Origin of the sequence: Roseobacter sp. MED193 (assembly GCF_000152965.1) — a bacterium.
GTDB lineage: Bacteria > Pseudomonadota > Alphaproteobacteria > Rhodobacterales > Rhodobacteraceae > Pseudophaeobacter.
In genome coordinates, this window is the sequence record NZ_CH902583.1 from 1,712,271 (window position 1) to 1,734,600 (window position 22,330).

Below are 22,330 nucleotides of genomic sequence, written 5' to 3' on the forward strand. Positions count from 1 at the left end.
AGCCTCTGTTGGTAATCTCCGCTTAACTCCCCGCCATAACAGCCACACAACCCTACGCCGAAACACGCGTCCAAGCTACACGCATCGATCAAGACCGGATGCGCCAACCGGTTTTAAAGATCCACCAAATCACCCCAAGACAAAGCGCCGTAAAGACACCAATCGCCAGGAGGCTGGTCCCCACAGGCACATCCGAGGCGCCAAAAAAGGACCAGCGAAAGCCCGAAATCAGATAGACGACAGGGTTGAACAGAGTGATCTTCTGCCAGATCGGCGGCAGCATCGAAATTGAGTAGAACGAACCGCCTAAGAACACCAATGGCGTCACGATCAGCAGCGGGACAAGTTGCAACTGCTCAAAATTCTTGGCCCAGATGCCAATGATGAACCCCAACAGCGCAAAGCTGAGGCAGGTCAGTACCAGGAACAATACCATGGCCAGCGGGTGGGCGATGGTAATATCCACAAACAGGGTAGAAGTGGCCAAAATGACAGTGCCGATAAACAGCGCCTTGGTCGCCGCCGCCCCGACATAGCCCAGTACGATTTCCAAAAAATTCACTGGCGCCGAGAGCAGCTCATAGATGGTGCCGATGAATTTGGGGAAATAGATCCCAAAGGAAGCATTGGAGATGCTCTGGGTCATAACGCTGAGCATGATCAGACCCGGAACAATAAATGCGCCATAGGCAATGCCGTCCACCTGATCAATGCGGCTGCCGATGGCGGCGCCAAAGACCACAAAATACAGAGAGGTCGACAATACCGGCGACAGGAAGCTTTGAAACAGCGTGCGAAAGAACCGCGCCATTTCAAAGCGGTAGATTGACCAGATAGCCGTCCAGTTCATGACTTCTCTCCTGAAACAAGACCAACAAAGATATCTTCAAGGCTGGATTGCCGGGTGGACACATCCGCCAGCACCAGCCCCGCTGCAGCCACATCATTCAACAATGCGGTGATCCCCGTGCGCTCGGCCTTGGTGTCATAGGAATAAATCAAGGCATCGCCCTCTTGGTTTAGTTCCAAGTCATGCGTCGCCAGACTGCTGGGCACCTCTTTGATGGGCGCTGAAAGATGCACACAGAGCTGTTTTTGCCCCAGCTGCGCCATCAGATCGTCCTTGTCCTTGACCAACAAGATCTGGCCATCGGCGATCACGCCAACCCGGTCAGCAATAGCTTCGGCTTCTTCGATGTAGTGGGTGGTCAAGATGATGGTGACGCCACCGTCTTTCAGCTCCTGCACCACCTCCCACATGTCTTTGCGCAGCTCCACATCAACGCCAGCGGTGGGTTCATCCAGGAACAGCACCCGCGGTTCATGGGCCAGCGCCTTGGCGATCAACACCCGGCGTTTCATCCCGCCAGACAGCTCTTTGACCTGGGCGTTACGTTTGTCCCAAAGCGACAGCTTCTTCAGGATGTCTTCGATCAAGGGCTCATTCTTGGGCTTGCCAAACAGTCCCCGCGAAAACCGAACAGAATTGATTACCTTTTCAAAGGGTTCAAGGTTGATTTCCTGCGGCACCAATCCGACCAGCGCGCGGGCAGCGCGAAAATCCTCGATGATACAGTGGCCGCCCACCCTCACCGAGCCCGAGGTCGGTGTGATAATGCCGCAAACAGTCGAGATCAGCGTGGTCTTGCCAGCGCCGTTTGGCCCCAAGAGCGCGAGGATCTCCCCCTCGTCGATATCCAGCGACACCCCCTTTAGCGCCTCAAAGCCGCCCTCGTAGGATTTGCGCAGATCGGAAATGGACAGGATCGCCGCCATGGGACCTCCCTAGAACAAAAGACTTCAGTCTGCGCACCCTAACGAGAGAGTTGACCCGCCACCAGTCAGTGCACCCCCAAAGCCATGCGCAGACACCTGTGCACCTGCGCAGAGATATTATTGAGCCTGCCCCATCGGCGCGCTTGGGTTTAGGCCAGAGCTACGCCTGGCCACGGTTCAGCTGCCGGTGATCTTTTTGAACCAGCCCTTTTTCTCGCCCGCGTCAGTTTCGCCGTCGGCATCCGCCTCTTCGGGGGCGAGATGGGTCTGAAGATTGACAAAGAACTGATCCGCCATCTTCTTTGCAAAACCATCAATGATCCGGCTGCCCAGCTGCGCCAGCTTGCCGCCGACCTTGGCTTCGACCTCGTAAGACAGCAGGGTCCCGGTTTCTGACTCCGCCAGGCTGACCACCGCACCGCCCTTGGCAAACCCTGCTGCACCGCCCTTGCCTTCGCCGCTGATGGTGAGCTTTTCATTCTCGACCAGGTCCGACAGGGTAACCTGGCCCTTAAAAGTGGCTTTTACAGGGCCAACCTTCTGGGTGACCGAGGCTTCAAACCCCTCCTCGACGCTGCCATTCACCTCTTGCGCGCCCGGCACACAGGCCTTCAGAACTTCAGGATTCAGCAGGGCCGCGTAGACCTCGGCTGGGGGGGCGGCAATCTCTTTGCTGTCACTCATCTGCATGGGGGGCCTCCTTGGGGCTGGCACGCGGGACGGATCTATTTGCACCCGCGCCCATATTAAATCACAGGGATCTCTTCCCCCCTAGACCTAGCCGGCCCAGGCCCCCTCTGCCAAGATGCAAGGCCGCACAGAGGCGGCCGCCCCGCCACCTGTTAACGCTGCGTCGGATCGCCCATATGCGCGACCACCCGGTCAATACTGGCCGCATCGCGCAACAGTCTGTTATGCCCCAAGCCAGTTGAGATCTGCAGATCGGCGGTAGGCCAGTTGCGGGCCAATTCCTCGACCTCAGCCAAAGGAACCGTGCGATCCTTGCTGTCCTGTAGGATCAACACGGGTTGCGACAATGATCCTGTCAGATTCTGGGCTTTCAGGGCGGAAAAGGGCACCCCGTAGCGCGCCTCTACACGCTTTTGTGCCCGTTTTGCCACCTTGGCGCTGAACCCCAGCGTAGCCGCCAAACGCAGAATGAAACTCTCCAGATCCGGCATAGGCGCCAAGAGCGCCACCCTGTCGGCCTGCATCCCACCGGCAAGCGCGGCAATCACCGCTGCCGCGCCGTTAGAATGGGCCACCACCCCAGCCAACGGGCCAAGCCGGGCAGCAATGTCCTGGGTGACCTCCAACATCTCGGGCAAAGAACTACGGCGACCTGCCGCGGCACCATGCGCGGGGGCGTCAAAGGCCACCACCCGATAGCCCGCAGCGACCAAGGGGGGCGGCAAAACTGCCCAGCTGCCCAGCACGACTGCCGAATCCATGCACCAGCAGAACCGTCGGTAGGGGGGCTTCGTCGCGCACACCGAACGGTGCCGGGCTGCCCCGCCACTGATAGAGCGGCACCACTTCTCCGCTGGCCAGTTTTACCGGAGTGGCCGTCGCCTGCAGCAACCAGGCGCGCTCATGTTTTGGTAGTTTGTGACGGGGCGGGCGGGTGAAGAGAAAGGCAAACAGGCGCGCCGCCACGCCTGGGACAAGGCTACTGAGCCCCCCAGTGATGAGATGAAACCATTTTGGGATTTGCCCACCCCGCCTCCGAGGTTTTGGGCCCTGTTGCGGCTGCGCTGTAGAGGTCGTCACCATCTGGTGGTCTCCTGTGTCTGGATTTGCGTCTCCACCAGCCTACCCCTTGGGATCTGAGCCAGATTTAAACTTGGGCACACGAATCAAAATTAAGTTCTATTTTGGAACTCATTATCAGTTCCATTTGAGAACTCTGTCAATCCATGTTAGGAATCATCCTATGAAATGGCATGATCTCAATAACGACACCTGCCCTCTTGCGCGGGCAATGGGGGCGATTGGCGACCGCTGGACATTGCTCATCCTGCGGGAGTGTTTTCTTGGCGTGCGCCGGTTTGATGGGTTCCAGAAACGGCTCGGCGTGACCCGGCATTTGCTGGCAGAACGGTTAAAGCGGCTGGAGACAATGAGGATGCTTGAGCGTCGCCCCTACCAGGAACGCCCGCTTCGCCATGAATATCGGCTCACCGCCTCGGGCAAGAGCTTTGCCCCAGTCCTGCTGGCGATGCAGGACTGGGCACAGCAATGCCTGCCCAGCGACGACCCTGCCCCCTTTACCTTTATCACCCGCGACAGTGGTGCCGAGGTCTGCCCGGTTGTCACCGACAGGCACACAGGGCAGGAGCTGAACCACCGGACGGTTCTCATGGTCCCCGCAACGGCTGCTGCCGCCAAGGTGATTGAGGCACACCGTTCGGCCCCTACCCCAGCCCTCCAAGCAGACAGCAGTGCCGACACAACAACGGGCACCGGCTGATCTGCCCAAGCAAAGGGCTCAGATCACAGAAAGGGGCGCATATCGACGCCCCTAGCTTAACCTGTAACTGGAGGGTGCGAGGCCTAGCGGTTCCCTTTTGGGATTTCCTCATTGGTGGTCCAGTCGAATGTGCCCTCGTCGCGCTCCCGCACCGCCTGTTTCCAGCCCATCTCTTCTGAGCGCGCCTTGAAGTTAAGCCCCTCCGGCGAATGTCTGGTAATGCCATCAAAGATGGTGGCCAAGCGCTGGGTCTGCATCAGGCCGGTCTGCTCGACCGCCTGGTTGATCACCAGCTTTTGCATCGCCAACTGATTGATCGGCACCGTGGACATGCGCGCCGCCATGGCTTCAACCCGGTCCTCCAGATCCGCCTGTGGCACCGCCTGCATCACCAGCCCCATGTCTGCAGCTTCGCGGCCAGAGATCTTATCGCCGGTGAACAGCATCCGTTTGGCGCGCTCCGCCCCCAGCCGATAAACCCACATTGCGGTGGTTGGACAGCCCCAGACCCGTGTCGGCATGTAGCCGATCTGCGCCTCCTCAGCCATGATGGTCATATCGGCGCAGAGCGCGATGTCGGAACCTCCAGCCACCGCCGCGCCATGCACCTTGCACAAAACAGGCTTCACCGCCCGCCACAGGGACATGAAGTGCTGCGTGTTTTCCCACATGAACCGATAGTCCTTGATCGGATCCCAGGGCATATCCTGCGTCGCCGCGCCGGAGCCGTTGCCCTCGGCATAAAACGTCAGATCATAGCCAGCACAAAAGGCCTCGCCGGCGCCCGAAAGCACCATGACATGCACGCCGGGGTCTGCATCCGCCTGCGCCACGGCGGCGGCAAGATCCTGGGGCAATTGATCGTTGATTGCATTCATGACTTCTGGCCGGTTGAGCGTAATCCGAGCAATCCGGCCAGTTTTTTCGTAGGCAACTGTCGACATGTTTCTCTCCCTAATTTGCACTCAGGAGATCACGCCCTTTGCTATGCCACCAGCCCCCTCAGGCCGAGTTCTCTCCGGCCTACGTGGCGTCAGAGAGGTTAGTAGGGCAGGCCCACGTAGTTTTCCGCCATCGAGGCCTGGGCCGCCTCGGAGGAGAACAGATAGTCCAGATCCGCACATTGCAGCCGCAGATCTACCTCGCTCATCTCCGGGAATCGGTGCAGAAGATTGGTCATCCACCAGCTAAACCGCTCTGCCTTCCAGACTCGCGCCAGGGCTTTTTCGGAATACCCCTCCAGCCCGGCGCTGTCGTCGTTTTTGTAGTGATCCAGAAACCCATGATAAAGATAGTAGATATCGGACGCCGCCGAATTCAGCCCCTTTGCCCCGGTTGGCGGCACGATATGGGCCGCATCGCCAGCGAGAAACAACTGACCATAGCGCATCGGCTCTGCCACAAAGCTGCGCAGCGGTGCGATGGATTTCTCTATCGAGGTGCCAGTCTGCAGCCCCTCGGCCACCTCTTGTGGCAGGCGCGCCTTCAGCTCAGACCAAAAGGCCTCATCCGACCAATCTTCGACTTTATCGGTCAGCGGCACCTGAATGTAGTAGCGGCTCAGCACCTGGCTGCGCATGGAACACAGCGCAAAGCCCCGGTCATGGCGGGCATAGATCAGTTCAGGTGAGGCGGGTTTGGTTTCGGACAGCACGCCAAGCCAGCCAAAAGGGTAGACCTTTTCGTACTCACGCAGCACATCCGCCGGGATCGATTTGCGGCTGACGCCGTGAAAACCATCGGCACCAATGATAAAGTCACAGTCAATACGGTGCTCTACCCCGTTTTTTTCGTAGGTTACATAGGGGGTTTGCGATTTCAGGTCATGCGGTTGCACTTTGTCTGCCTGGTGAATGACGATACCGCCCATGGCCTCGCGCGCCTCATACAGATCGCGCGTTACCTCGGTCTGGCCATAGACCATCACCGTGGCCCCATCAGCCGACTCTGCCAGATCAATGCGATCCATGCGCCCCTGATGCGCCAGATAGACCCCATGATGCACTTCACCCTCGGCCTCCATACGCGCGGCACAGCCAGCTTCGCGCATCAGCTCGACAAAACCGCGTTCCAGCACCCCAGCGCGAATACGCCCTAGAACATAGTCCCGCGTCTGGCGTTCCAGCACCACGGTCTCAATGCCCTGCCGATGCAAAAGCTGGGATAACAACAGGCCAGAAGGCCCCCCGCCGATGATGGCGACTTGAGTGGTTGATTGCGACATGATCACGCCTCCCTAATACTGCGGGCCTGTTACCTGCCCTGGATCTGACCACTAATATGCATGGCAAAAGTCACTTTGCGAATGGACTGACTGCGCAACCTCTTGTACATTTCATACATGAGCCCTTCCTCCCATATCAGCAGCTACAACCTGTTTGGTGAAACCGCAGAACTGGCGGATGTGCTCCATGTTGAGACCATTCGCTCGCGCTCGGCCCTGCATGATTGGCAGCTGAAAGCCCATCGTCACGCGCGGCTGCATCAGCTGCTGTTTCTGACTGAAGGCAATGGCGCAGCAGAGATTGACGGCAAATCACAGACGATCCCAAGCGGGAGTTTTGTCAATATTCCACGTGGTGTCGTGCATGGCTATGACTTTGCCCCCGGTACCCGCGGCTGGGTGGTGACGCTGACTTCGGATCTGCTGGATCACTGTATTCAGGCCAGCGAGGGGGTGCGCGCCCCGCTGGAGCAACCAGCGATACTGCCGCTTGCAGTCGAATTGGGGGCGCTGGCGGAGCATCTGTTTGATGAATACCATCGTCAGGACTTTGCCCGCGCCCAAGTGCTGCGATCCCTAGCTGGTGCCCTGATCGCGCTGGCAGCGCGCGCCATTTTTGAAGCAGATAGTGCCAACCAGCATCGCGCAGGGAATCCTTTGTTCACCCGTTTCGAAGCACTGATTGAGAGGGATTTCCGCAAGCGTCGACCGCTGGCGGACTATGCCCGTGATCTGGCAATTTCCCCTACTCACCTCAATCGGATAGCGCATCAATCGGCTGGGCAGTCCGCCTCGCAACTCATCAATGAACGCATGCTGCTCGAGGCCCGCCGGATGCTGATCTATACCAACCTGACCGCCGCCCAGATCGCCTATGATCTAGGCTTCTCTGACCCAGCGCATTTCAGCCGCGTCTTTACCAAGGGGACCGGCACCCCCCCGAAACTATTTCGCAAAAAGGTCAGCGAGGCCTAAGCCAAGGTCTGAACATCACCAGTCGGAATCCTCATCCCCCCAAAGACCAGTTGCAAATACTGCTCTGCGATCTCTTCCTGTGGCACCGGGTTTGCCACCCGGTTCCAATGGGGGATCCAATTCAACGCCCCAAAAACCGCCGCCGACACAAGACGCGGATCGCAGGGCCGCAGGCTGCCCTCGGCCACGCCCTGCTTGATCAGGTTGCGCAGTTGGAAATCAACCTCCGCCTTGCTGGCGCGCAGGGCCTGGCGGCGTTCAGCCGAGAGGCTGTGTTCACGCACCATTGCAATTGTCGCCCCCAAATCGGTAGAGACCCAGGCACAATACCCCCGGATCAGCAGGGCAATACGCTCCACCACCGGCAGAGTGATATCCTGACTCTTCGCCATGGTGTCGCCCAAAACCTCCAGCCCTTGCTGATGGCAGCCAAAGAGAATGTCCTCTTTGCTTTGCACATAGTAATAGATGGTCCGTTTGGTGATGTTCAGGGCTGCTGCGATATCCTCAAGCGAGGTCTGCTCATAGCCATGATCGTTGAACAGCCGCGCTCCGGCCTGAAGCACCGCCTGGCGCTTGGCTTCCCGTTGGGCATCGCGCCCCGCCCCCGCTTTGGTCCAGCTCTTGTTGCCCATGCTGCCGCTCTGCCTTCAAACTCGCGCCGCCCGGTCACCCAACCTACCCGATGACGCCCGGTAATTACACTTATCGGTTACATCAAACTTGACCCCTTGCCCAGCCCCGGCACAAAGTAACCCGGAAGTGTAATTTCGCGGCCACGCCAGCGCTGCCCCAAAACTGCATCAAGGAGAACGCCAATGTCATCAGAGGTACTGGTTGCCGGAGTGGGCATGACAAAATTTGCCAAGCCCGGCCAAAACGCCCCCTATACCGAAATGGGCGCTGCGGCGCTGCGCGACGCCCTCGCCGATGCGGGCCTGCCCTATGATGCGGTCGAGCAAGCCTATGCCGGCTATGTCTACGGCGATAGCACCTGCGGACAGGCGGTGCTGTATAAGGTGGGCATGACCGGCATTCCGGTGATGAATGTGAACAACAACTGCTCAACGGGTTCTACCGCCCTGTTCATGGCGCGTCAGGCCGTGCAATCAGGTGCGGTGGATGTGGCGCTGGCCCTTGGGTTTGAGCACATGCAGCCCGGCGCGCTGACCTCGCATTGGACCGATCGCCCCAGCCCCTTTGATGCCTTTGATTCAGAGACCGACGATCTGGTTGGCCGCCCCGAAATCCCGCTGGCGCTGCGCTACTTTGGTGGTGCAGGCAAATCACATATGGAGAAATACGGCTCCTCGCTCACCGATCTGGCCCGCATCCGCGCCAAGGCCAGCCGCCACGCGGTCAATAACCCGCTCGCCCTGTTCCGATCCGAGCTCACGCCCGAGGATGTGCTGCAAAGCCCGATGATCTGGGACGGCGTGATGACCCGTCTAATGGCCTGCCCGCCCACCTGTGGTGCCGCCGCTGCCATCGTGGTGAGCGACACCTATGCCAAGAAACACGGGCTCAATCAGGCCGTGCGCATCAAAGGTCAGGCGATGACCACCGATTATGCCTCAACCTTTGAGGCCCACGACATGATGCAGGTGGTGGGTTACGACATGACCGCCGCTGCTGCCAAACAGGTGCAGGAACAGACCGGCATCGGGATCGACGACGTCGATGTAGTCGAGCTGCACGATTGTTTTGCCCATAACGAGATGATCACCTACGAGGGACTTGGCCTGTGCCCCGAAGGCGGTGCCAGTCAGTTCATCGCTGAGGGCGACAATACCTATGGCGGCAGATATGTCACCAACCCCTCGGGCGGGCTGTTGTCAAAGGGGCATCCGCTGGGGGCCACCGGTTTGGCACAGTGCTACGAGCTCACCCGACAGCTACGCGGCACGGCGGGTCCTACCCAAGTCGAGGGAGCGCGCACCGCGCTACAGCACAACCTTGGTCTTGGCGGCGCCTGCGTAGTCACCCTGTATCAGGCTGCCTGAGGAGAGCCCCATGATCGACAGATCCTTCATTGGCAAAACCTTCCCGCCCCTACATGTGGATGTAGAAGCGGGGCAGCTAAGGAATTTCGCCCGCGCCACTGGCCAGCGTGATCCGATATATACCGATGAAACCGCAGCCAAGGCCGCAGGCTATCGCGCCTTGCCTGCGCCGCTCACCTTTTTATTCACCCTGGATCAGGAGCGTGAGGATCGCTTCTATTTCATCAATGCCATGGGCATCGAGCTGGGTCATGTGCTGCACGGCGAGCAGGCCTTTACCTATGGCGCGCCGATCTGCGCCGGCGACCGGGTGACCCTCACATGCACATGTATGGACATCTATGACAAAAAGGGCGGTGCCATGGAGTTTGTCATCCTGAAAACCAAAGCCACCAACCAGCTGGGCGAAGATCTTGGTACCATGACAGGGACCATTGTTGTGAGGGATCCCAAATGAGCACCTTTGCACATGACGTGACCTTTGCCGGGGTTAAAGTTGGCGACAGCCTACCTGCCGTGACTTCAAAACCCATCAGCCGCACTACGCTTGCCTTGTTTGCGGGGGCTTCGGGCGATCACAACCCGATCCATATCGATATTGATTTTGCCAAGGCCGCGGGCATGCCGGATGTTTTTGCCCATGGGATGCTGGGCATGGCCTACCTCGGCCATCTGCTTACCGCTTGGGTCCCCCAACGCGCGGTGCGAGAATTCTCAACACGGTTTGTCTCCATCACTCAGGTGCATGCGGTGGTGACCTGCACCGGCCGAGTAGTGGAGAAACGCGAGGGCAATCTAGTGGCGCTGGAGATCGAGGCCGCAGACCAAAATGGCGATGTGAAACTGGCAGGCAAAGCCGTGGTAGAGCTGCCCTAACGGGATCCGGCGCCACCAACACGAGACAAACAGGGAAGACGATATGACAAAACTCGCAGGCAAGACCGCTTATGTGACCGGTGCCGGGCGCGGCATCGGCCGCTCCATTGCGCTAAAACTGGCGACAGACGGCGCCAATGTGGTGCTCAACGATCTGGATGCGGAGCCCGCACAAGAGGTCGTGGCAGAAATTGAAGCCATGGGCGGTAAGGCCCTGGCCATCGCAGGTTCGGTCACCGCCTCAGGCTTTGCCAATGATTTTATTCAGGCAGGTATCGACAAGTTCGGCGGCGTCGACATCATCGTCAACAATGCCGGCTATACTTGGGATGGTTTCATCGGCAAGATGAGCGACGAACAGTTCGACGCCATGATTGATGTGCATCTGAAAGCCCCCTTTCAGATCCTGCGCGCCGCAGCCCCCTTTATTGCCGAACAGGTGGCGCACGAGACCGCAGAGGGGCGCGAGGTGTTTCGCAAAGTGGTCAATATCTCGTCCATTTCAGGCACCGGCGGCAATGCCGGTCAGGCCAATTACTCTGCAGCAAAATCCGGCGTCATCGGGCTCACCAAAACCATGGCCAAGGAATGGGGCCGCTTTAAGGTCAACGTCAATGCCGTGGCCTTTGGGATGATTTCCACCCGCTTGACCGAAGCCACAGATGAAAAGAAATCCATCGAGGTTGAGGGCAACAAGGTCGCCATCGGCATCCCCAAGAAGCTGGTGCAGGGCATGGAAATGATGATCCCTCTGGGTCGCGCGGGCACCGCCGAAGAAGCCGCTGGCGGCGTCTATCTCTTCTGTATCCCTGAAAGCAATTATGTCTCTGGCCAGACCCTGATCGTCGGGGGCGGCTTCGGCGGCTCATAGGCAAAGCCAGAAGCAACATTAACAACCGGGAGGGCAGGATGCTCCAAGGGACACGCATTATCGAGGTGGAGGGCCTTGGCCCCGGCCCCTTTGCCGCTATGTGGCTGGCCGATATGGGCGCCGATGTAATCTGCGTCCATCGCAAAGGCGGCGGCGTCACGCCGGGCATGCCCGAACGCTCTGTACTGGATCGCGGCAAGCGCTCAATCGAGCTGGATCTGAAAGACCCGGAGGGTATCAAGACTTTCCTTGCCCTGGTTGCCACCGCCGACGGGCTGATCGAAGGCTTCCGCCCCGGTGTGATGGAACGGCTTGGCATCGGCCCCGATGAGTGCCATGCGGTCAACCCGGATCTGGTCTTTGGCCGCATGACCGGCTGGGGGCAGGACAGTGCTCTGTCAAAAACGGCGGGGCATGATCTCAACTATATCTCGCTTTCCGGCGCGCTATGGTATGCCTCCAACCCTGGCGATGCGCCGCTGACCCCGGCCACCCTGGTGGGCGATATCGGCGGCGGCGCGATGTATCTGGTGGGCGGCATGCTGGCGGGACTGTTGCGCGCCAAGACCAGCGGCGAAGGCTGCGTGGTCGATGCCGCGATCTATGATGGGTCGGCCCATATGATGAACTTGTTGATGAGCATCCGCCAGACAGGCGGCTTTGGCGAGACACGCGGTCAGAACCTGCTGGATGGCCCCCATTGGAGCCGCTCTTATGCCTGCGCCGATGGCGGCTATATGACCGTGCAATGTCTGGAACCCAAGTTCTATGCTCAGTTTCTCGCCCTCATGGAGCTCAGCGAGGACGCAGATTTCAAACGTCAATTCGACAAGAGCCTCTGGCCCATGCTGACCGGGCGACTGGCCGGGATCTTTGCAAGTGAACCCCGTGCCCATTGGGCCAACCTGTTTGAAGGATCTGACGCCTGTGTCGCCCCGGTGCTGAGCCCGGATGAGGCAATAGAGCACCCGATGAATAAACGCGGCACCTGGATTGAGCCGGAGGGTGTATTGCAGGCAAGCCCTGCGCCCCGCTTTGATAACGCTCCGGCTTGGCAACCTCTCCCCAGCCCGGAACGCGGCCAGCACAGCAGCGAAATTCTGGCCGAACTTGGCCTCAACAAGGAATGACTCCGATGACTGCCCATATCTCCCCCTGGATGGATGACGAACTGATCATGCTGCAGGACACCCTGCGCGATTTCTATGCCAAAGAGATGGTGCCGCATGAGGAACGCTGGCAGCAGCAGGGGCATATCGACCGGGATTTCTGGAACAAGGCCGGAGAGATCGGCATTCTCTGCGCCTCGGCGCCCGAAGAATACGGTGGCATGGGCGGTGATTTCCGTCATGAGGCGGTGATCGCCACCGAGCAATATCGCGCTGCGGGATTTTCCGGCTTTGGCAATTCGGTACACAGCCAGATCTGTGCCGGATATATCCTCGACTATGGCTCAGAAGAGCAGAAAATGCGCTGGCTGCCAAAGATGGCCAGTGGTGAAATGGTCTGCGCCATCGCCATGACCGAACCCAGCACCGGCTCTGATCTGCAGAACATCAAGACCACGGCCCGGCTGGAGGGCAATGAATATGTACTGAGTGGCTCCAAGACCTTTATCACCAATGGCCAGCAGGCCGATCTGATCATCGTGGTGGCCAAGACGGACACCAGCCTTGGCGCCAAGGGCATATCACTGATGATGGTGGAGACCGCCGAGGCCGAGGGATTTGCACGGGGCCGCAATCTGGAGAAACTGGGGCTGAAAAGCCAGGACACCTCAGAGCTGTTCTTTGACAATGTACGTCTGCCGCCGGAAAACCTACTGGGCGGGACTGAGGGCCAAGGGTTTTATCAGCTGATGAAATCCCTGCCACAGGAACGGCTGGTCGTGGCCCTGGGCGGGGCTGCCGCCATGGAAAAGGCGCTGGAGGAAACCGTCGCCTATACCTCCGAGCGCCGCGCCTTTGGCAAGCCGCTTTTGGAGATGCAGAACACCCGGTTCAAACTGGCTGAGGTGAAAACCGTGGCCCATATCGCGCGGGTATTTCTGGATGACTGTGTGGCCAAACATCTGCGCGGCGAGCTGGATGCCACCACCGCCTCAATGGCAAAATGGTGGGTGACCCAGATGCAATGCGACACCATAGATGAATGCCTGCAGCTTTTTGGTGGCTACGGCTATATGTCGGAATACCCGATCTCAACCATGTATGCTGATGCCCGCGTGCAAAAAATCTACGGTGGCTCTAACGAGATCATGAAAGAACTGATTGCCCGCAGCCTGACGGTGTGAACCGCCCATTGCGCGCGCCGGAAAAGAGGGCTGATCAGCCCTCTTTTTTCTTGGCCGCCGCCTTCATGCGCTCCAAAAGAGCCGCCTTGTCAGCCTTGCGGTCATAGGGATTCTTGGCGGTTCCCTTGGCGTTGTGCTCGGCGTGGCGAGGGGTGTTGCTGCCCTTTTTGGGGTTACCGGTTTTTCCATAGTCCATGGGGGTGGCCTCAAATCTGGGAATGCAAAAGAACGCTGTAACGGCGCTGATGCACCAAAGGCCCGAGGTTTGCAAGGCGGACCAGAGAGAGGGGCGCTGCCCCCGCCGCCCCTTTGGGGCCGCGCCCCCGGAATATTTAGGGAAAAATGAAAGCCAAGGAGACTTTAGGGGCGATAGGTCAGGACCTCATTTGGGTAGGCCTCATCCCGGACATGAAAATGGGTGCGGCCGGTGATTTCAAACCCCATGCGCTGGTAGAAACCGATCGCTGGGGTGTTCTCTGAATTGGTGGTCAGCCAGGGACGGGCAGCGCCAAGGTCGGCGCAATGTTTGAGCCCCGCCTGCAACAAGGCCTGACCCAATCCGCGCCCCTGATGGCACGGTTGCACATAAAGAGTGGCGATCTCAACTGCTGAGCCTGGCCCTGCTGGGGGCTTTACCCCGTCAGAAATACGAATGAAGCCATCAATGCCATCGGCGTTTTGCGAGACAATGAAACTCTCGGTATCGCGGTCCAGATGTTCAGCCATGCGCTGGGGTGTCAGCTCGCCAAAGACGTAATCGGCAAAAAAACTATTGATGCCGTGGCGCAGATAGGTCCCCAGCCAGACTTCAATCGACAGGGCGGCCAGGCTCGACGCGTCCTCGGGACGCGCCGGGCGCAGAGTGATTTCCATGGCCTGTTCAACCACCGCGCACGGTGTCGATCATCAGCTGGACATTGTCAGGGTCGGCGTCGGGCGTGATGCCATGGCCCAGGTTGAAGATATGAGGGCCGTTTTTGAAGGCCTGCACGATGGCCCGGGTTTCATCCACCAGATCCTGGCCACCGGTTACCATGTGGCGCGAGGCCAAATTGCCCTGGACGCAGCCATCCACCTGCAGGTTCTGTGCTGCCCAAAGGGGGTCAACCGAATTGTCCAGTGCCAGACAGTCGATGCCCGTTTCCTTGGCAAAGCCCAGATATTTTTCGCCCGCTTCCCGCGGGAAGCCGATGACGGGAATACCGGGGTGGCGCTGTTTCAGCGCTGCGGTGATCTCGCGGCAGGGTTCCAAGGCATATTTGCGGAAATCTTCGCCTTTGAGCGAGCCTGCCCAGCTGTCAAAGATCTTGACCACTTCGGCACCGGCTTCGATCTGTTTGGACAGGTAATCAATCGTGGCTTCGGTGATGCGCGCCAGCAGGGCCTCAAACAGGGGGCGGTTTTCCTGTTTCAGCGCATGGGCCGGGCCCTGATCCGGGGTGCCACGACCGGCAATCATATAGGTTGCGACGGTCCAGGGGGCGCCTGCAAAGCCAATCAGCGTGGTCTCGGCAGGCAATTCTCGCGAGAGGATCTTTACCGTTTCATAGATCGGGTTCAGGGTCTCGTGAATGTCAGACACTGGGCCGAGCTTTGCAAAATCGGCCTCGGTGGAGATGGTCGAAAGACGCGGGCCTTCGCCGGTGACAAACCACAGATCCGCGCCCAGGGCCTGGGGGATCAGCAGAATGTCGGCAAAGAGGATCGCCGCATCAAACCCATAGCGCCGGATTGGCTGGAGCGTGACCTCGGCGGCAAGTTCAGGGTTGTAGCAGAGTTTGAGAAAATCCCCGGCCTGGGCCCGGGTGGCGCGATACTCGGGCAGGTAGCGGCCCGCCTGGCGCATCATCCAGATTGGCGGCACATCCTGTGTTTCCCCTGCCAATGCGCGCAGAATTTTCTTTTGTTCAGCCATGTCACCCTCAATTTACGTGCTCGTTTCACCGCCCATGAGGTCGGCCCAAAGCGGCAAATTGTCAAGGGTAGCCTGAGCAATGCTTGCAACGGCAAATCGCCGCTACTAAAGGTCATAACATGACACAGAACCTGCCCTCCCCCGCTTCTCCGCTGAAAATCGGCACCCGTGGTTCCCCCTTGGCGCTGGCCCAGGCCTATGAGACCCGTCGCCGCCTGGCAGAGGCCTTTGATCTGCCCCATGAGGCCTTTGAGATCGTGGTGATTAAAACCAGTGGCGACAATCAGGCGCTGATTGCGGCGGACAAGCCGCTGAAGGAGTTGGGCGGCAAGGGGTTGTTCACCAAGGAGATCGAGGAGGATCTACTGTCAGGCGCTATCGACATCGCGGTGCACTCGATGAAGGATATGCCCGTGGCCCAACCCGAGGGGCTGCTGCTGGACTGCTATCTTCCGCGCGAAGACGTGCGGGACGCTTTTGTCTCGCCCAAGTTTTCACGCCTGCAGGATCTGGAGCCCGGGGCTGTGGTTGGCACCTCATCGCTGCGCCGCCGGGCGCAATTGATGAACCGTCGTCCAGACCTGAAAGTGGTGGAGTTCCGTGGCAATGTGCAGACGCGTTTGAAAAAATTGAATGAAGGTGTGGCGGAATGCACCTTCCTGGCGATGGCTGGTCTGAACCGACTGGCGATGGCAGATGTGCCTGCCACCGCGATTGAGACAAATGACATGCTTCCAGCCGTGGCGCAGGGGGCCATTGGGATCGAGCGGCGCGGCGATGACAGTCGTACCGCCGCGATGCTTGAAGCGATCCACGACGTAACTACCGGCAAGCGCTTGGCGGCAGAACGGGCCTTTCTGGCTGCGTTGGATGGCTCTTGTGAGACGCCTATCGCAGGGCTGGCCGAACTGGATGGCGGCACACTCCGGCTGCGCGGTGAAGTGCTGCGCCCGGATGGGTCAGAGGCTCTTGCAGAGGATCAGAGCTGCGCCATTGAAGACGGGGGCGAACTAGGCCGCGAGATGGCTGCGAAACTTCTGGCCACCGCAGGTCCCGGGTTTTTTGACTGGAGGGCATAACGCCAAAGGTGGGAGCACGGCATGACCTTTACAGTTGAGATCAGAGACCCAGAAGACGTCAAAGAGGGCAATCACACCGTAAAAATCTTTGTGAGTGCCGATGAGATCGAAAAGCTCCTCGTCGATCTTCAGCATTTGAAGACGTCAGAGCCCGGTACCAACGTCAGGCTCTTCTCTTCGGCTTGGGGCGGAGGAGAGCTATCGAGCACCCCACAACGCAAAGACTCCGTCATGACCAATCTGCTTCGCATTTGGCGTACTGAATGACGACTTAGCCAGAAATCAGAGCTGCCCGGACCAACGCAGCCAGGTTTCAGGGCTGTCGTGGAACACATTCAGATCCACGTTACCCTCAATCCCCGGCACCACTCCGGTGCCGGTATATTGCCACAACCGCCAAAAGGCGCCGGGGTAGACCTGACGGGGATGTCCCGCGACCGAGCGCAGCCAGAACTCAGTCCCGCGCAACCGCCCAATGCCAGTCTCGCGGTAGAAATCCACCGTGGTATAGACCACCGGGCGCTGACCGTAATGCGCCTCTAGCAGGGCCAGGAACTTGCGCGCCTCGGCCCGCACCACCCGGCCATCAGGGCGTTTTGTGCAGGTGCGCGAGCTCGGGTTCCATTCCATGTCCAGAACTGGCGGCAAGGCCTTTGGGTCGCGTGGCACATGTTTGATAAACCAGCGTGCTTGCTCCTCGGCGGGGCGGCAGAAATAGAAATAGTGATAGGCACCACGTGGAACCCCTGCACGTTGCGCACCTTGCCAGTTGGCGGTGAAGCGCGGGTCGGCCACATCGCCGCCTTCAGTTGCCTTAATATAGGCAAAGGAGACGCCTGCGGATTTCACCTGTGGCCAGTCGATCTCGCCCTGATAGCGGGAGACATCAATACCATGGATCGCATAACTGTTGGGGCCGCGCCCGGTCCATTCATGCGGGTCATTGTCGCCAAAGCGAGGAAAGGTGGTGAGCTGGGCCAGCTGGGCCTCGGAGGGACGTTGCGTCGGGGCGGTGCTCCCCTCTGGCGGGGGCGGTGATTTGGCGCCGCAACTCGCCAGGGTCATAATTGCCAGAACACCTAAAACCCTGCTACGCATCACGAAACCCTTGAACCAAAGACAAAAGAACCGGCTGCAAATGCGCCGGTTCTTTCAATTTGTATCGAAGATATCTGTTTTCCTAGTGCAAAGCTGCAGCCACCGGGAAATGGGCACAATTTCGCGCCCGTTTGGTACGCTGCCTCAGACCCATTTCGCCATGGGCGGCAGGCTCATCAGCACGGCATTGGCATCATGGCCGGTCTCAAGGCCAAATTTGGTACCGCGATCATAGACCAGGTTATATTCCGCATAGAGCCCGCGATGCACCAATTGCGCGTCCTTGTCGGCCTCCGAAAAATCCTGCACCCGGCGCTTGTCCACCAGTGGCAGATAGGCAGGCAAGAAGGCGCGGCCGATATCCTGTGTCAGGGCAAAATCCGTCGCCCAGTCGCCACTGTTGTGATCATCCATAAAGATACCGCCAACGCCACGCGCCCGGTTGCGGTGGGGGATATAGAAATACTCATCCGCCCAGTCTTTCAGCCGGGGGTACAGATCGGCACCATACGGGTCGAGATGGGCCTTTTGGGTGGCGTGGAAATGCGCGGTGTCTTCATCGTACTCAAGACAGGGATTCAGATCCGAGCCACCGCCAAACCACCAGGCATGCGGGGTCCAGAACATTCGGGTATTCATATGCACGGCTGGAGCATGGGGGTTGCGCATATGCGCCACCAGGGAAATCCCTGAAGCCCAGAACCGCGGGTCTTCCTTCATCCCCGGCAGGCCCTTGCGGGCCGCCATGGCATTCTGCGCCCGCTCGCCCAGGGTGCCGTAGACTTCTGAAATATTGACGCCAACCTTTTCAAACACCCGGCCTCCGCGCATCACGCTCATCAACCCACCGCCGGCATCTGACCCATCCTCTGCCGCCCGTTTGGTCTGGGTAACCTCAAACCGGCCTGGCTCCAACTCTGCAAAGGGTCCCTGGTCATGGCGATCTTCCAGCGCTTCAAAGGCCGCGACGATCTCGTCGCGCAGGGTGCGAAACCAGGCAGCGGCCTGGGCTTTTTCGGTGCTCATATCGGCGGTCATCAAGGGGGCTTTCTGCTGTGATCTATGGGGGCGCGCGTTAGTGGACCGGTGCGGCAACCGGATCCAGCAGGGTGCGCCCACCGTCCAAAGTCATCACCTGCCCTGTCATAAAGGCAGAGGCATCCGATGCCAGATACTGCGCCGCTTCGGTCAGTTCTGTCGGGGAGGCAATCCGGCCCAGCGGCGTGTGCTCTTCGATATCCGACCGATAGCTGCGGTTGTCTTTCAGGGTTGAACGCATCGAGGCGCTCATCACCGAGCCAAAGGCAATAGAATTCACCCGGATACGATGGGGCGCCAAAGAGACGGACAGCGAGCGGGTCAGCTGATCAAGCGCGGCGGAAGCGATGGAATAGGCCATCAGCTCAGGATGGGTGCGCCGCGCCGCAATCGAGGACAGATTGACAATCGCCCCCAGGGGCGCGTCTTCGTCACGTTCCTCGCCCTGCTTGATCATCCGACGCGCCACTTGCTGAGACAGGCGCAGGGTGGGCAGCAGGTTTTCCATCAGCAACAGCTCTAGCGAGTCATCATTGGGATCCAGAGGGTCACTTTGCACCACTTGTCGCGCTCCATTGACCAGAATGTCGACCTGATCAAAGGCATCAATCGTCGCCGACAGCAAATTGGCAATGGTCAGCCGTTCACGCAGGTCTCCGGCGAAATAGCGGATGTTGCTTTCCTCCGCCTGCTCGCCCAGCTCATGCAGCAGCGCGGCTTCACTGGTATCCGCAAACATGACATTGGCACCGGCGGCCACAAACTGACGGCCGATCGCCAAGCCAATACCCGACGAGGCACCGGTTACAATGGCCGTCTTGCCTGAGATGGAAAAGGACATGCGAAGCATACTCCTGAAGTTTCGTTCTGGGCGCGAGCCTACTCTCCGGTTCCCGTTTTGGAAACGACGAATATAACGGCATAGGCCCGCAGGAAATCAGCCTTTGGCGCGCCTTGGACGCTGGGCATGTAAGACCTTAAACCGGTTGTCGCCCGCAACTTCGCTCACCGCAGAAAACCGCTCCCCCAGCAGGGTCTCATAGGGGAGATGGCGGTTGGCCACCATCCACAGATGCCCGGATGCCACCAGCATGTTTGCAGCCGCCGAGATAAAGGCCTGGCCGAGTTCGGGCTCGGCGCTGCGCCCCGCGTGGAATGGCGGGTTCATCACCACCGTATTGATCTGTTCCGGTGCCTGCCACTTGCGCGCATCAGCCCAGTGGAATTCGGCCCGTACATCTGCAACATTATGCCGGGCACAGCCCAGCGCCACATGATCCGCCTCGACCAAATGCAAATGCTCCACGCCTGTGCGTTGGAGAATCTGTGCGGCCAGGTAGCCCCAGCCAGCACCAAGATCCGCAACCCGGCGACCCAGTTTCTCCGGCAGACAGCCTGCCAAGAGCTTCGAGGCCGGGTCGATACCATCTGCAGAAAAAACACCAGGCGCAGTGATAAAGCCATCGACGCTGACGCCCGGTTCGGGGATCCAATCGCTCAGCCTATTGTTTCCGCCTTGGAACCAGAAGATCTTTCCATGCGCCTTTGACAGTGGCGCCGAGGTGTCAGTGCATTTGCGCAGGTTTTTGAGCACCGAATCGATCCCATCGGTTTTGGCCCCATCCACCAGCACTGGGCCAGCAGTTATGGATTCGGCCTGTGCCACCAACATTCGGGCCTCAGCCTTTGCACGGGGCAAGAAAACCACGGCAGCGGCAAAGCGTTCAGTCTCGGGAAGATCGGCCAGTTCGGGCAGACAGGCAAAGCCTGCCGCCTCGAAGCTTTCAAAATCCGGTCGCAACGGCTGCAGGATCAGCACGCGGTCTTTTGGCAGGGCAGAAAGATCCAAACCAGCGCGAGGCGCAAAGACAGCAATACGGCCCTCATCGGGCAGGGCACAGCCACCCGCGTCAAGGGCCAGGGACAGGCGCAGGGACATGACACATCCTTTTAGATGTTGATATTATTCTTCTTTTTCCATCGTACATTGCAGCGGATGCTGATGGCGATTGGCAAAATCCATCACCTGAGCAACCTTGGTCTCGGCGATTTCATGGGTGAAGACCCCCACAACCGCGACGCCCTTTTTGTGCACGGTAAGCATGATTTCAAAAGACTGGGCATGGGTCATACCAAAGAACCGCTCCAGCACCATCACGACAAATTCCATTGGCGTGTAGTCGTCATTGAGCAACAGCACCTTATACCGCGGCGGGCGCTGCGTTTTTGGGCGCGTCTTAGTCAATAGACCCAGATCGGTATCGTCATCGTCCGAAAATTTGGACATCATCACAGGCAGCAACGGCATCGGCTTGGTGTTCCAGTCATGCGTGGAAATCTATATCCCGCTTATATAGCGTAAAGCCAGCTCAGGAAAAGGGCAGGAAAAGGGATTGAAATGTACCGTGACGGGCAATTTGACAACAATCGGTTTTGATGCCGACGACACGCTTTGGCATAATGAGCGCTTCTTTCGTGTGACCCAGGAAAGATTTGCGGAGCTGTTGCAGGATCATACCGCCGAAGACCTGGATCAGCCAGCCCTGGATCAGCGGTTGTTGGCGGCAGAAAAGCGCAACCTTGGTCGGTATGGCTACGGGGTCAAAGGGTTCACCCTGTCGATGATCGAAACCGCAATTGAGGTGACCGAGCAGCGGGTTCCGGCCAGCGTTATTCAAGAGCTGATCGTGGCCGGACAGATGATGCTGTCCTACCCAATTGAACTGCTGCCCCATGCCCAAGAGGCCGTCAGCCATCTGGCGGCAAGCCACCAGGTGGTGTTGATCACCAAGGGGGACTTGCTGGACCAAGAACGCAAACTGGCGCAATCCGGCCTGGGCGACCTGTTTGACGCGGTCGAGATCGTCTCGGAAAAGACCCCAGAGACCTACAGGGAGATCTTTGAGCGGCACGGAGATGGGGTTGAGCGCGCCATGATGGTGGGCAACTCCATGCGTTCTGATGTGGTCCCCGTGGTCACGGCTGGCGGCTGGGGCACCTATGTCCCACATGGGGAGATCTGGGAGCTGGAACATGCAGAGCCCCCTGAGGATAGCCCCCGCTACAACGCCATCACGGATCTGAGCCAATTGCCCCAGCTTGTGGCGCAGATTGAGGAAAAGCTCAGGACGCGATAAACAGCTGCTCCCCCAAAACCAACATTACGAATGCATCAGACAGACAGGACCGGTCAAACCATGCCCCATGCCGAGATAAAATACTCAAGTGATCTAGAGCTCGATAGCGCCGCGATTCTGGCAGAGATCGAGGCCATCATCCTGCGCCATGACTCTGGTGCTGGCGCTTGCAAGGGGCGCGCCTATCCCACGGATGAATACCATCACAGCCATGTCACTGTCAGCCTCTCTCTCTTGGTAAAACCACACCGGGACGACGCATTCTCTACCACTCTGCTCAGCGCACTGGAGCAGGCCGTGAGTGCCAGGGTACCGCGCCCCTGCGAGTTCTCATTTGGATTGCATTACTCCACGCCCCATTACGTGACTCGTAAACTCGAACCCTAGCCCCAGGCAAAGAGAGAGCGCTGGGGCCACCCCGGCCTCTTCTGCGCTGTGGATAAGAATCGAGGCGGAGTTGGCAAACAAACTTTTCACCTGTTGCCCAGAGGTCGCACAGGGGGCAATTCGCCTGCTGCTGCCCCAGGATTTGGCAGGGTAAAAGCCTGTGATTTTATTTACACTTCTTTAAGACA

General features: G+C 58.9%; 28 protein-coding genes. 12 read left to right on the forward strand and 16 right to left on the reverse strand.

The genetic code is table 11. The features are described 5' to 3' along the window. Window positions 1-88 precede the first annotated feature (88 nt). The 5 genes from MED193_RS10600 to MED193_RS10620 form a co-directional block, all read right to left on the reverse strand. Window positions 89-850, reverse strand: a complete 762-nt coding sequence (locus tag MED193_RS10600; RefSeq protein ID WP_009809718.1) for an ABC transporter permease — start codon at window positions 848-850, stop codon at window positions 89-91. After that, the gene (locus MED193_RS10605) at window positions 847-1,776 is read right to left on the reverse strand and encodes an ABC transporter ATP-binding protein (RefSeq protein WP_009809719.1); all 930 of its coding nucleotides are present in this window, start codon (window positions 1,774-1,776) and stop codon (window positions 847-849) included. Before MED193_RS10605 ends, MED193_RS10600 begins: the two co-directional genes overlap by 4 nt. A gap of 177 nt (window positions 1,777-1,953) precedes the next feature. Then, window positions 1,954-2,466 carry a CoxG family protein gene (locus tag MED193_RS10610; RefSeq protein ID WP_009809720.1) on the reverse strand — a complete coding sequence of 171 codons (513 nt, stop codon included), beginning with the start codon at window positions 2,464-2,466 and terminating at the stop codon, window positions 1,954-1,956. A gap of 152 nt (window positions 2,467-2,618) precedes the next feature. Beyond that, on the reverse strand, window positions 2,619-3,227 hold the full coding sequence (locus MED193_RS10615) for an alpha/beta hydrolase (protein WP_009809721.1): 609 nt from the start codon (window positions 3,225-3,227) through the stop codon (window positions 2,619-2,621). After that, window positions 3,145-3,549 (reverse strand): hypothetical protein, encoded by a 405-nt coding sequence (locus MED193_RS10620; protein WP_039966100.1) that lies wholly within the window; start codon window positions 3,547-3,549, stop codon window positions 3,145-3,147. The genes MED193_RS10615 and MED193_RS10620 overlap by 83 nt, the downstream gene beginning before the upstream one ends. Window positions 3,550-3,709: 160 nt before the next feature. Here MED193_RS10620 and MED193_RS10625 point away from each other — a divergent pair, with 160 nt between their 5' ends. Beyond that, window positions 3,710-4,246 (forward strand): helix-turn-helix domain-containing protein, encoded by a 537-nt coding sequence (locus MED193_RS10625; protein ID WP_009809723.1) that lies wholly within the window; start codon window positions 3,710-3,712, stop codon window positions 4,244-4,246. Window positions 4,247-4,329: 83 nt separating this feature from the next. Here MED193_RS10625 and MED193_RS10630 read toward each other — a convergent pair whose 3' ends face one another. Together MED193_RS10630 and pobA are read right to left on the reverse strand one after the other, a co-directional pair. After that, window positions 4,330-5,190, reverse strand: a complete 861-nt coding sequence (locus MED193_RS10630) for a crotonase/enoyl-CoA hydratase family protein (protein ID WP_009809724.1) — start codon at window positions 5,188-5,190, stop codon at window positions 4,330-4,332. 98 nt (window positions 5,191-5,288) lie between these two features. Next, window positions 5,289-6,470, reverse strand: a complete 1,182-nt coding sequence (gene pobA, locus MED193_RS10635) for a 4-hydroxybenzoate 3-monooxygenase (RefSeq protein ID WP_009809725.1) — start codon at window positions 6,468-6,470, stop codon at window positions 5,289-5,291. Between the two features lie 117 nt (window positions 6,471-6,587). Here pobA and MED193_RS10640 point away from each other — a divergent pair, with 117 nt between their 5' ends. Then, the gene (locus MED193_RS10640) at window positions 6,588-7,445 is read left to right on the forward strand and encodes a helix-turn-helix domain-containing protein (RefSeq protein ID WP_009809727.1); all 858 of its coding nucleotides are present in this window, start codon (window positions 6,588-6,590) and stop codon (window positions 7,443-7,445) included. Here MED193_RS10640 and MED193_RS10645 read toward each other — a convergent pair. Further along, window positions 7,442-8,080: a TetR/AcrR family transcriptional regulator gene (locus tag MED193_RS10645; RefSeq protein ID WP_009809728.1), complete on the reverse strand. Its 639-nt coding sequence runs from the start codon at window positions 8,078-8,080 to the stop codon at window positions 7,442-7,444. The genes MED193_RS10640 and MED193_RS10645 overlap by 4 nt on opposite strands. Window positions 8,081-8,263: 183 nt before the next feature. Here MED193_RS10645 and MED193_RS10650 point away from each other — a divergent pair, with 183 nt between their 5' ends. Genes MED193_RS10650 through MED193_RS10675 form a run of 6 tightly spaced genes read left to right on the forward strand, consistent with a single transcriptional unit; the run spans window position 8,264 to window position 13,488 of the window. Beyond that, entirely contained in the window at window positions 8,264-9,448 is a 1,185-nt protein-coding gene (locus MED193_RS10650) for a lipid-transfer protein (RefSeq protein ID WP_039966101.1), read from the forward strand. 10 nt (window positions 9,449-9,458) lie between these two features. Next, window positions 9,459-9,905, forward strand: coding sequence for a MaoC family dehydratase N-terminal domain-containing protein (locus MED193_RS10655; protein WP_009809731.1), 447 nt, complete (start codon window positions 9,459-9,461; stop codon window positions 9,903-9,905). Beyond that, window positions 9,902-10,324, forward strand: a complete 423-nt coding sequence (locus MED193_RS10660) for a MaoC family dehydratase (RefSeq protein WP_009809732.1) — start codon at window positions 9,902-9,904, stop codon at window positions 10,322-10,324. The genes MED193_RS10655 and MED193_RS10660 overlap by 4 nt, the downstream gene beginning before the upstream one ends. 43 nt (window positions 10,325-10,367) lie before the next feature. Beyond that, a complete protein-coding gene (locus MED193_RS10665) occupies window positions 10,368-11,195 on the forward strand; it encodes an SDR family NAD(P)-dependent oxidoreductase (protein WP_009809733.1) in 828 nt (275 codons plus the stop codon). A gap of 38 nt (window positions 11,196-11,233) precedes the next feature. Beyond that, the gene (locus tag MED193_RS10670) at window positions 11,234-12,325 is read left to right on the forward strand and encodes a CaiB/BaiF CoA-transferase family protein (protein ID WP_009809734.1); all 1,092 of its coding nucleotides are present in this window, start codon (window positions 11,234-11,236) and stop codon (window positions 12,323-12,325) included. A gap of 5 nt (window positions 12,326-12,330) precedes the next feature. After that, window positions 12,331-13,488, forward strand: coding sequence for an acyl-CoA dehydrogenase family protein (locus MED193_RS10675; RefSeq protein ID WP_009809735.1), 1,158 nt, complete (start codon window positions 12,331-12,333; stop codon window positions 13,486-13,488). A 34-nt stretch (window positions 13,489-13,522) separates the two neighbouring features. Here the strand turns inward: MED193_RS10675 and MED193_RS23080 are convergent, their stop codons facing one another. From MED193_RS23080 to hemE, 3 genes are all read right to left on the reverse strand, one after another. Then, on the reverse strand, window positions 13,523-13,684 hold the full coding sequence (locus tag MED193_RS23080) for a hypothetical protein (RefSeq protein ID WP_009809736.1): 162 nt from the start codon (window positions 13,682-13,684) through the stop codon (window positions 13,523-13,525). 164 nt (window positions 13,685-13,848) lie between these two features. Beyond that, window positions 13,849-14,361, reverse strand: coding sequence for a GNAT family N-acetyltransferase (locus MED193_RS10685; RefSeq protein WP_039966102.1), 513 nt, complete (start codon window positions 14,359-14,361; stop codon window positions 13,849-13,851). A gap of 7 nt (window positions 14,362-14,368) precedes the next feature. Then, complete coding sequence (gene hemE, locus MED193_RS10690; protein WP_009809738.1) at window positions 14,369-15,403, reverse strand: uroporphyrinogen decarboxylase; 1,035 nt, start codon at window positions 15,401-15,403, stop codon at window positions 14,369-14,371. 119 nt (window positions 15,404-15,522) lie between these two features. Between hemE and hemC the strand changes: the two genes are divergently transcribed. Together hemC and MED193_RS10700 are read left to right on the forward strand one after the other, a co-directional pair. Beyond that, window positions 15,523-16,482, forward strand: a complete 960-nt coding sequence (gene hemC / locus MED193_RS10695; protein ID WP_009809739.1) for a hydroxymethylbilane synthase — start codon at window positions 15,523-15,525, stop codon at window positions 16,480-16,482. Window positions 16,483-16,503: 21 nt separating this feature from the next. Beyond that, entirely contained in the window at window positions 16,504-16,749 is a 246-nt protein-coding gene (locus tag MED193_RS10700; protein ID WP_009809740.1) for a hypothetical protein, read from the forward strand. Between the two features lie 15 nt (window positions 16,750-16,764). Here MED193_RS10700 and MED193_RS10705 read toward each other — a convergent pair whose 3' ends face one another. From MED193_RS10705 to clpS, 5 genes are all read right to left on the reverse strand, one after another. Next, window positions 16,765-17,580, reverse strand: a complete 816-nt coding sequence (locus tag MED193_RS10705) for a GH25 family lysozyme (protein WP_039966103.1) — start codon at window positions 17,578-17,580, stop codon at window positions 16,765-16,767. Window positions 17,581-17,724: 144 nt separating this feature from the next. After that, window positions 17,725-18,618 (reverse strand): oxygen-dependent coproporphyrinogen oxidase, encoded by an 894-nt coding sequence (hemF, locus tag MED193_RS10710; RefSeq protein ID WP_009809742.1) that lies wholly within the window; start codon window positions 18,616-18,618, stop codon window positions 17,725-17,727. A 37-nt stretch (window positions 18,619-18,655) separates the two neighbouring features. Continuing rightward, window positions 18,656-19,459 carry an SDR family NAD(P)-dependent oxidoreductase gene (locus MED193_RS10715; RefSeq protein ID WP_039966104.1) on the reverse strand — a complete coding sequence of 268 codons (804 nt, stop codon included), beginning with the start codon at window positions 19,457-19,459 and terminating at the stop codon, window positions 18,656-18,658. Between the two features lie 96 nt (window positions 19,460-19,555). Then, window positions 19,556-20,557 (reverse strand): class I SAM-dependent methyltransferase, encoded by a 1,002-nt coding sequence (locus MED193_RS10720; RefSeq protein WP_009809744.1) that lies wholly within the window; start codon window positions 20,555-20,557, stop codon window positions 19,556-19,558. Window positions 20,558-20,581: 24 nt separating this feature from the next. After that, window positions 20,582-20,926 carry an ATP-dependent Clp protease adapter ClpS gene (gene clpS / locus MED193_RS10725; protein WP_009809745.1) on the reverse strand — a complete coding sequence of 115 codons (345 nt, stop codon included), beginning with the start codon at window positions 20,924-20,926 and terminating at the stop codon, window positions 20,582-20,584. A gap of 97 nt (window positions 20,927-21,023) precedes the next feature. On the opposite strand from clpS, the gene MED193_RS10730 reads away from it, so the two are divergent. Next, on the forward strand, window positions 21,024-21,755 hold the full coding sequence (locus MED193_RS10730; RefSeq protein WP_039966838.1) for an HAD family hydrolase: 732 nt from the start codon (window positions 21,024-21,026) through the stop codon (window positions 21,753-21,755). Window positions 21,756-21,815: 60 nt separating this feature from the next. Beyond that, a complete protein-coding gene (locus MED193_RS10735) occupies window positions 21,816-22,142 on the forward strand; it encodes a hypothetical protein (RefSeq protein WP_039966105.1) in 327 nt (108 codons plus the stop codon). The last annotated feature ends 188 nt before the right edge of the window (window positions 22,143-22,330 follow it).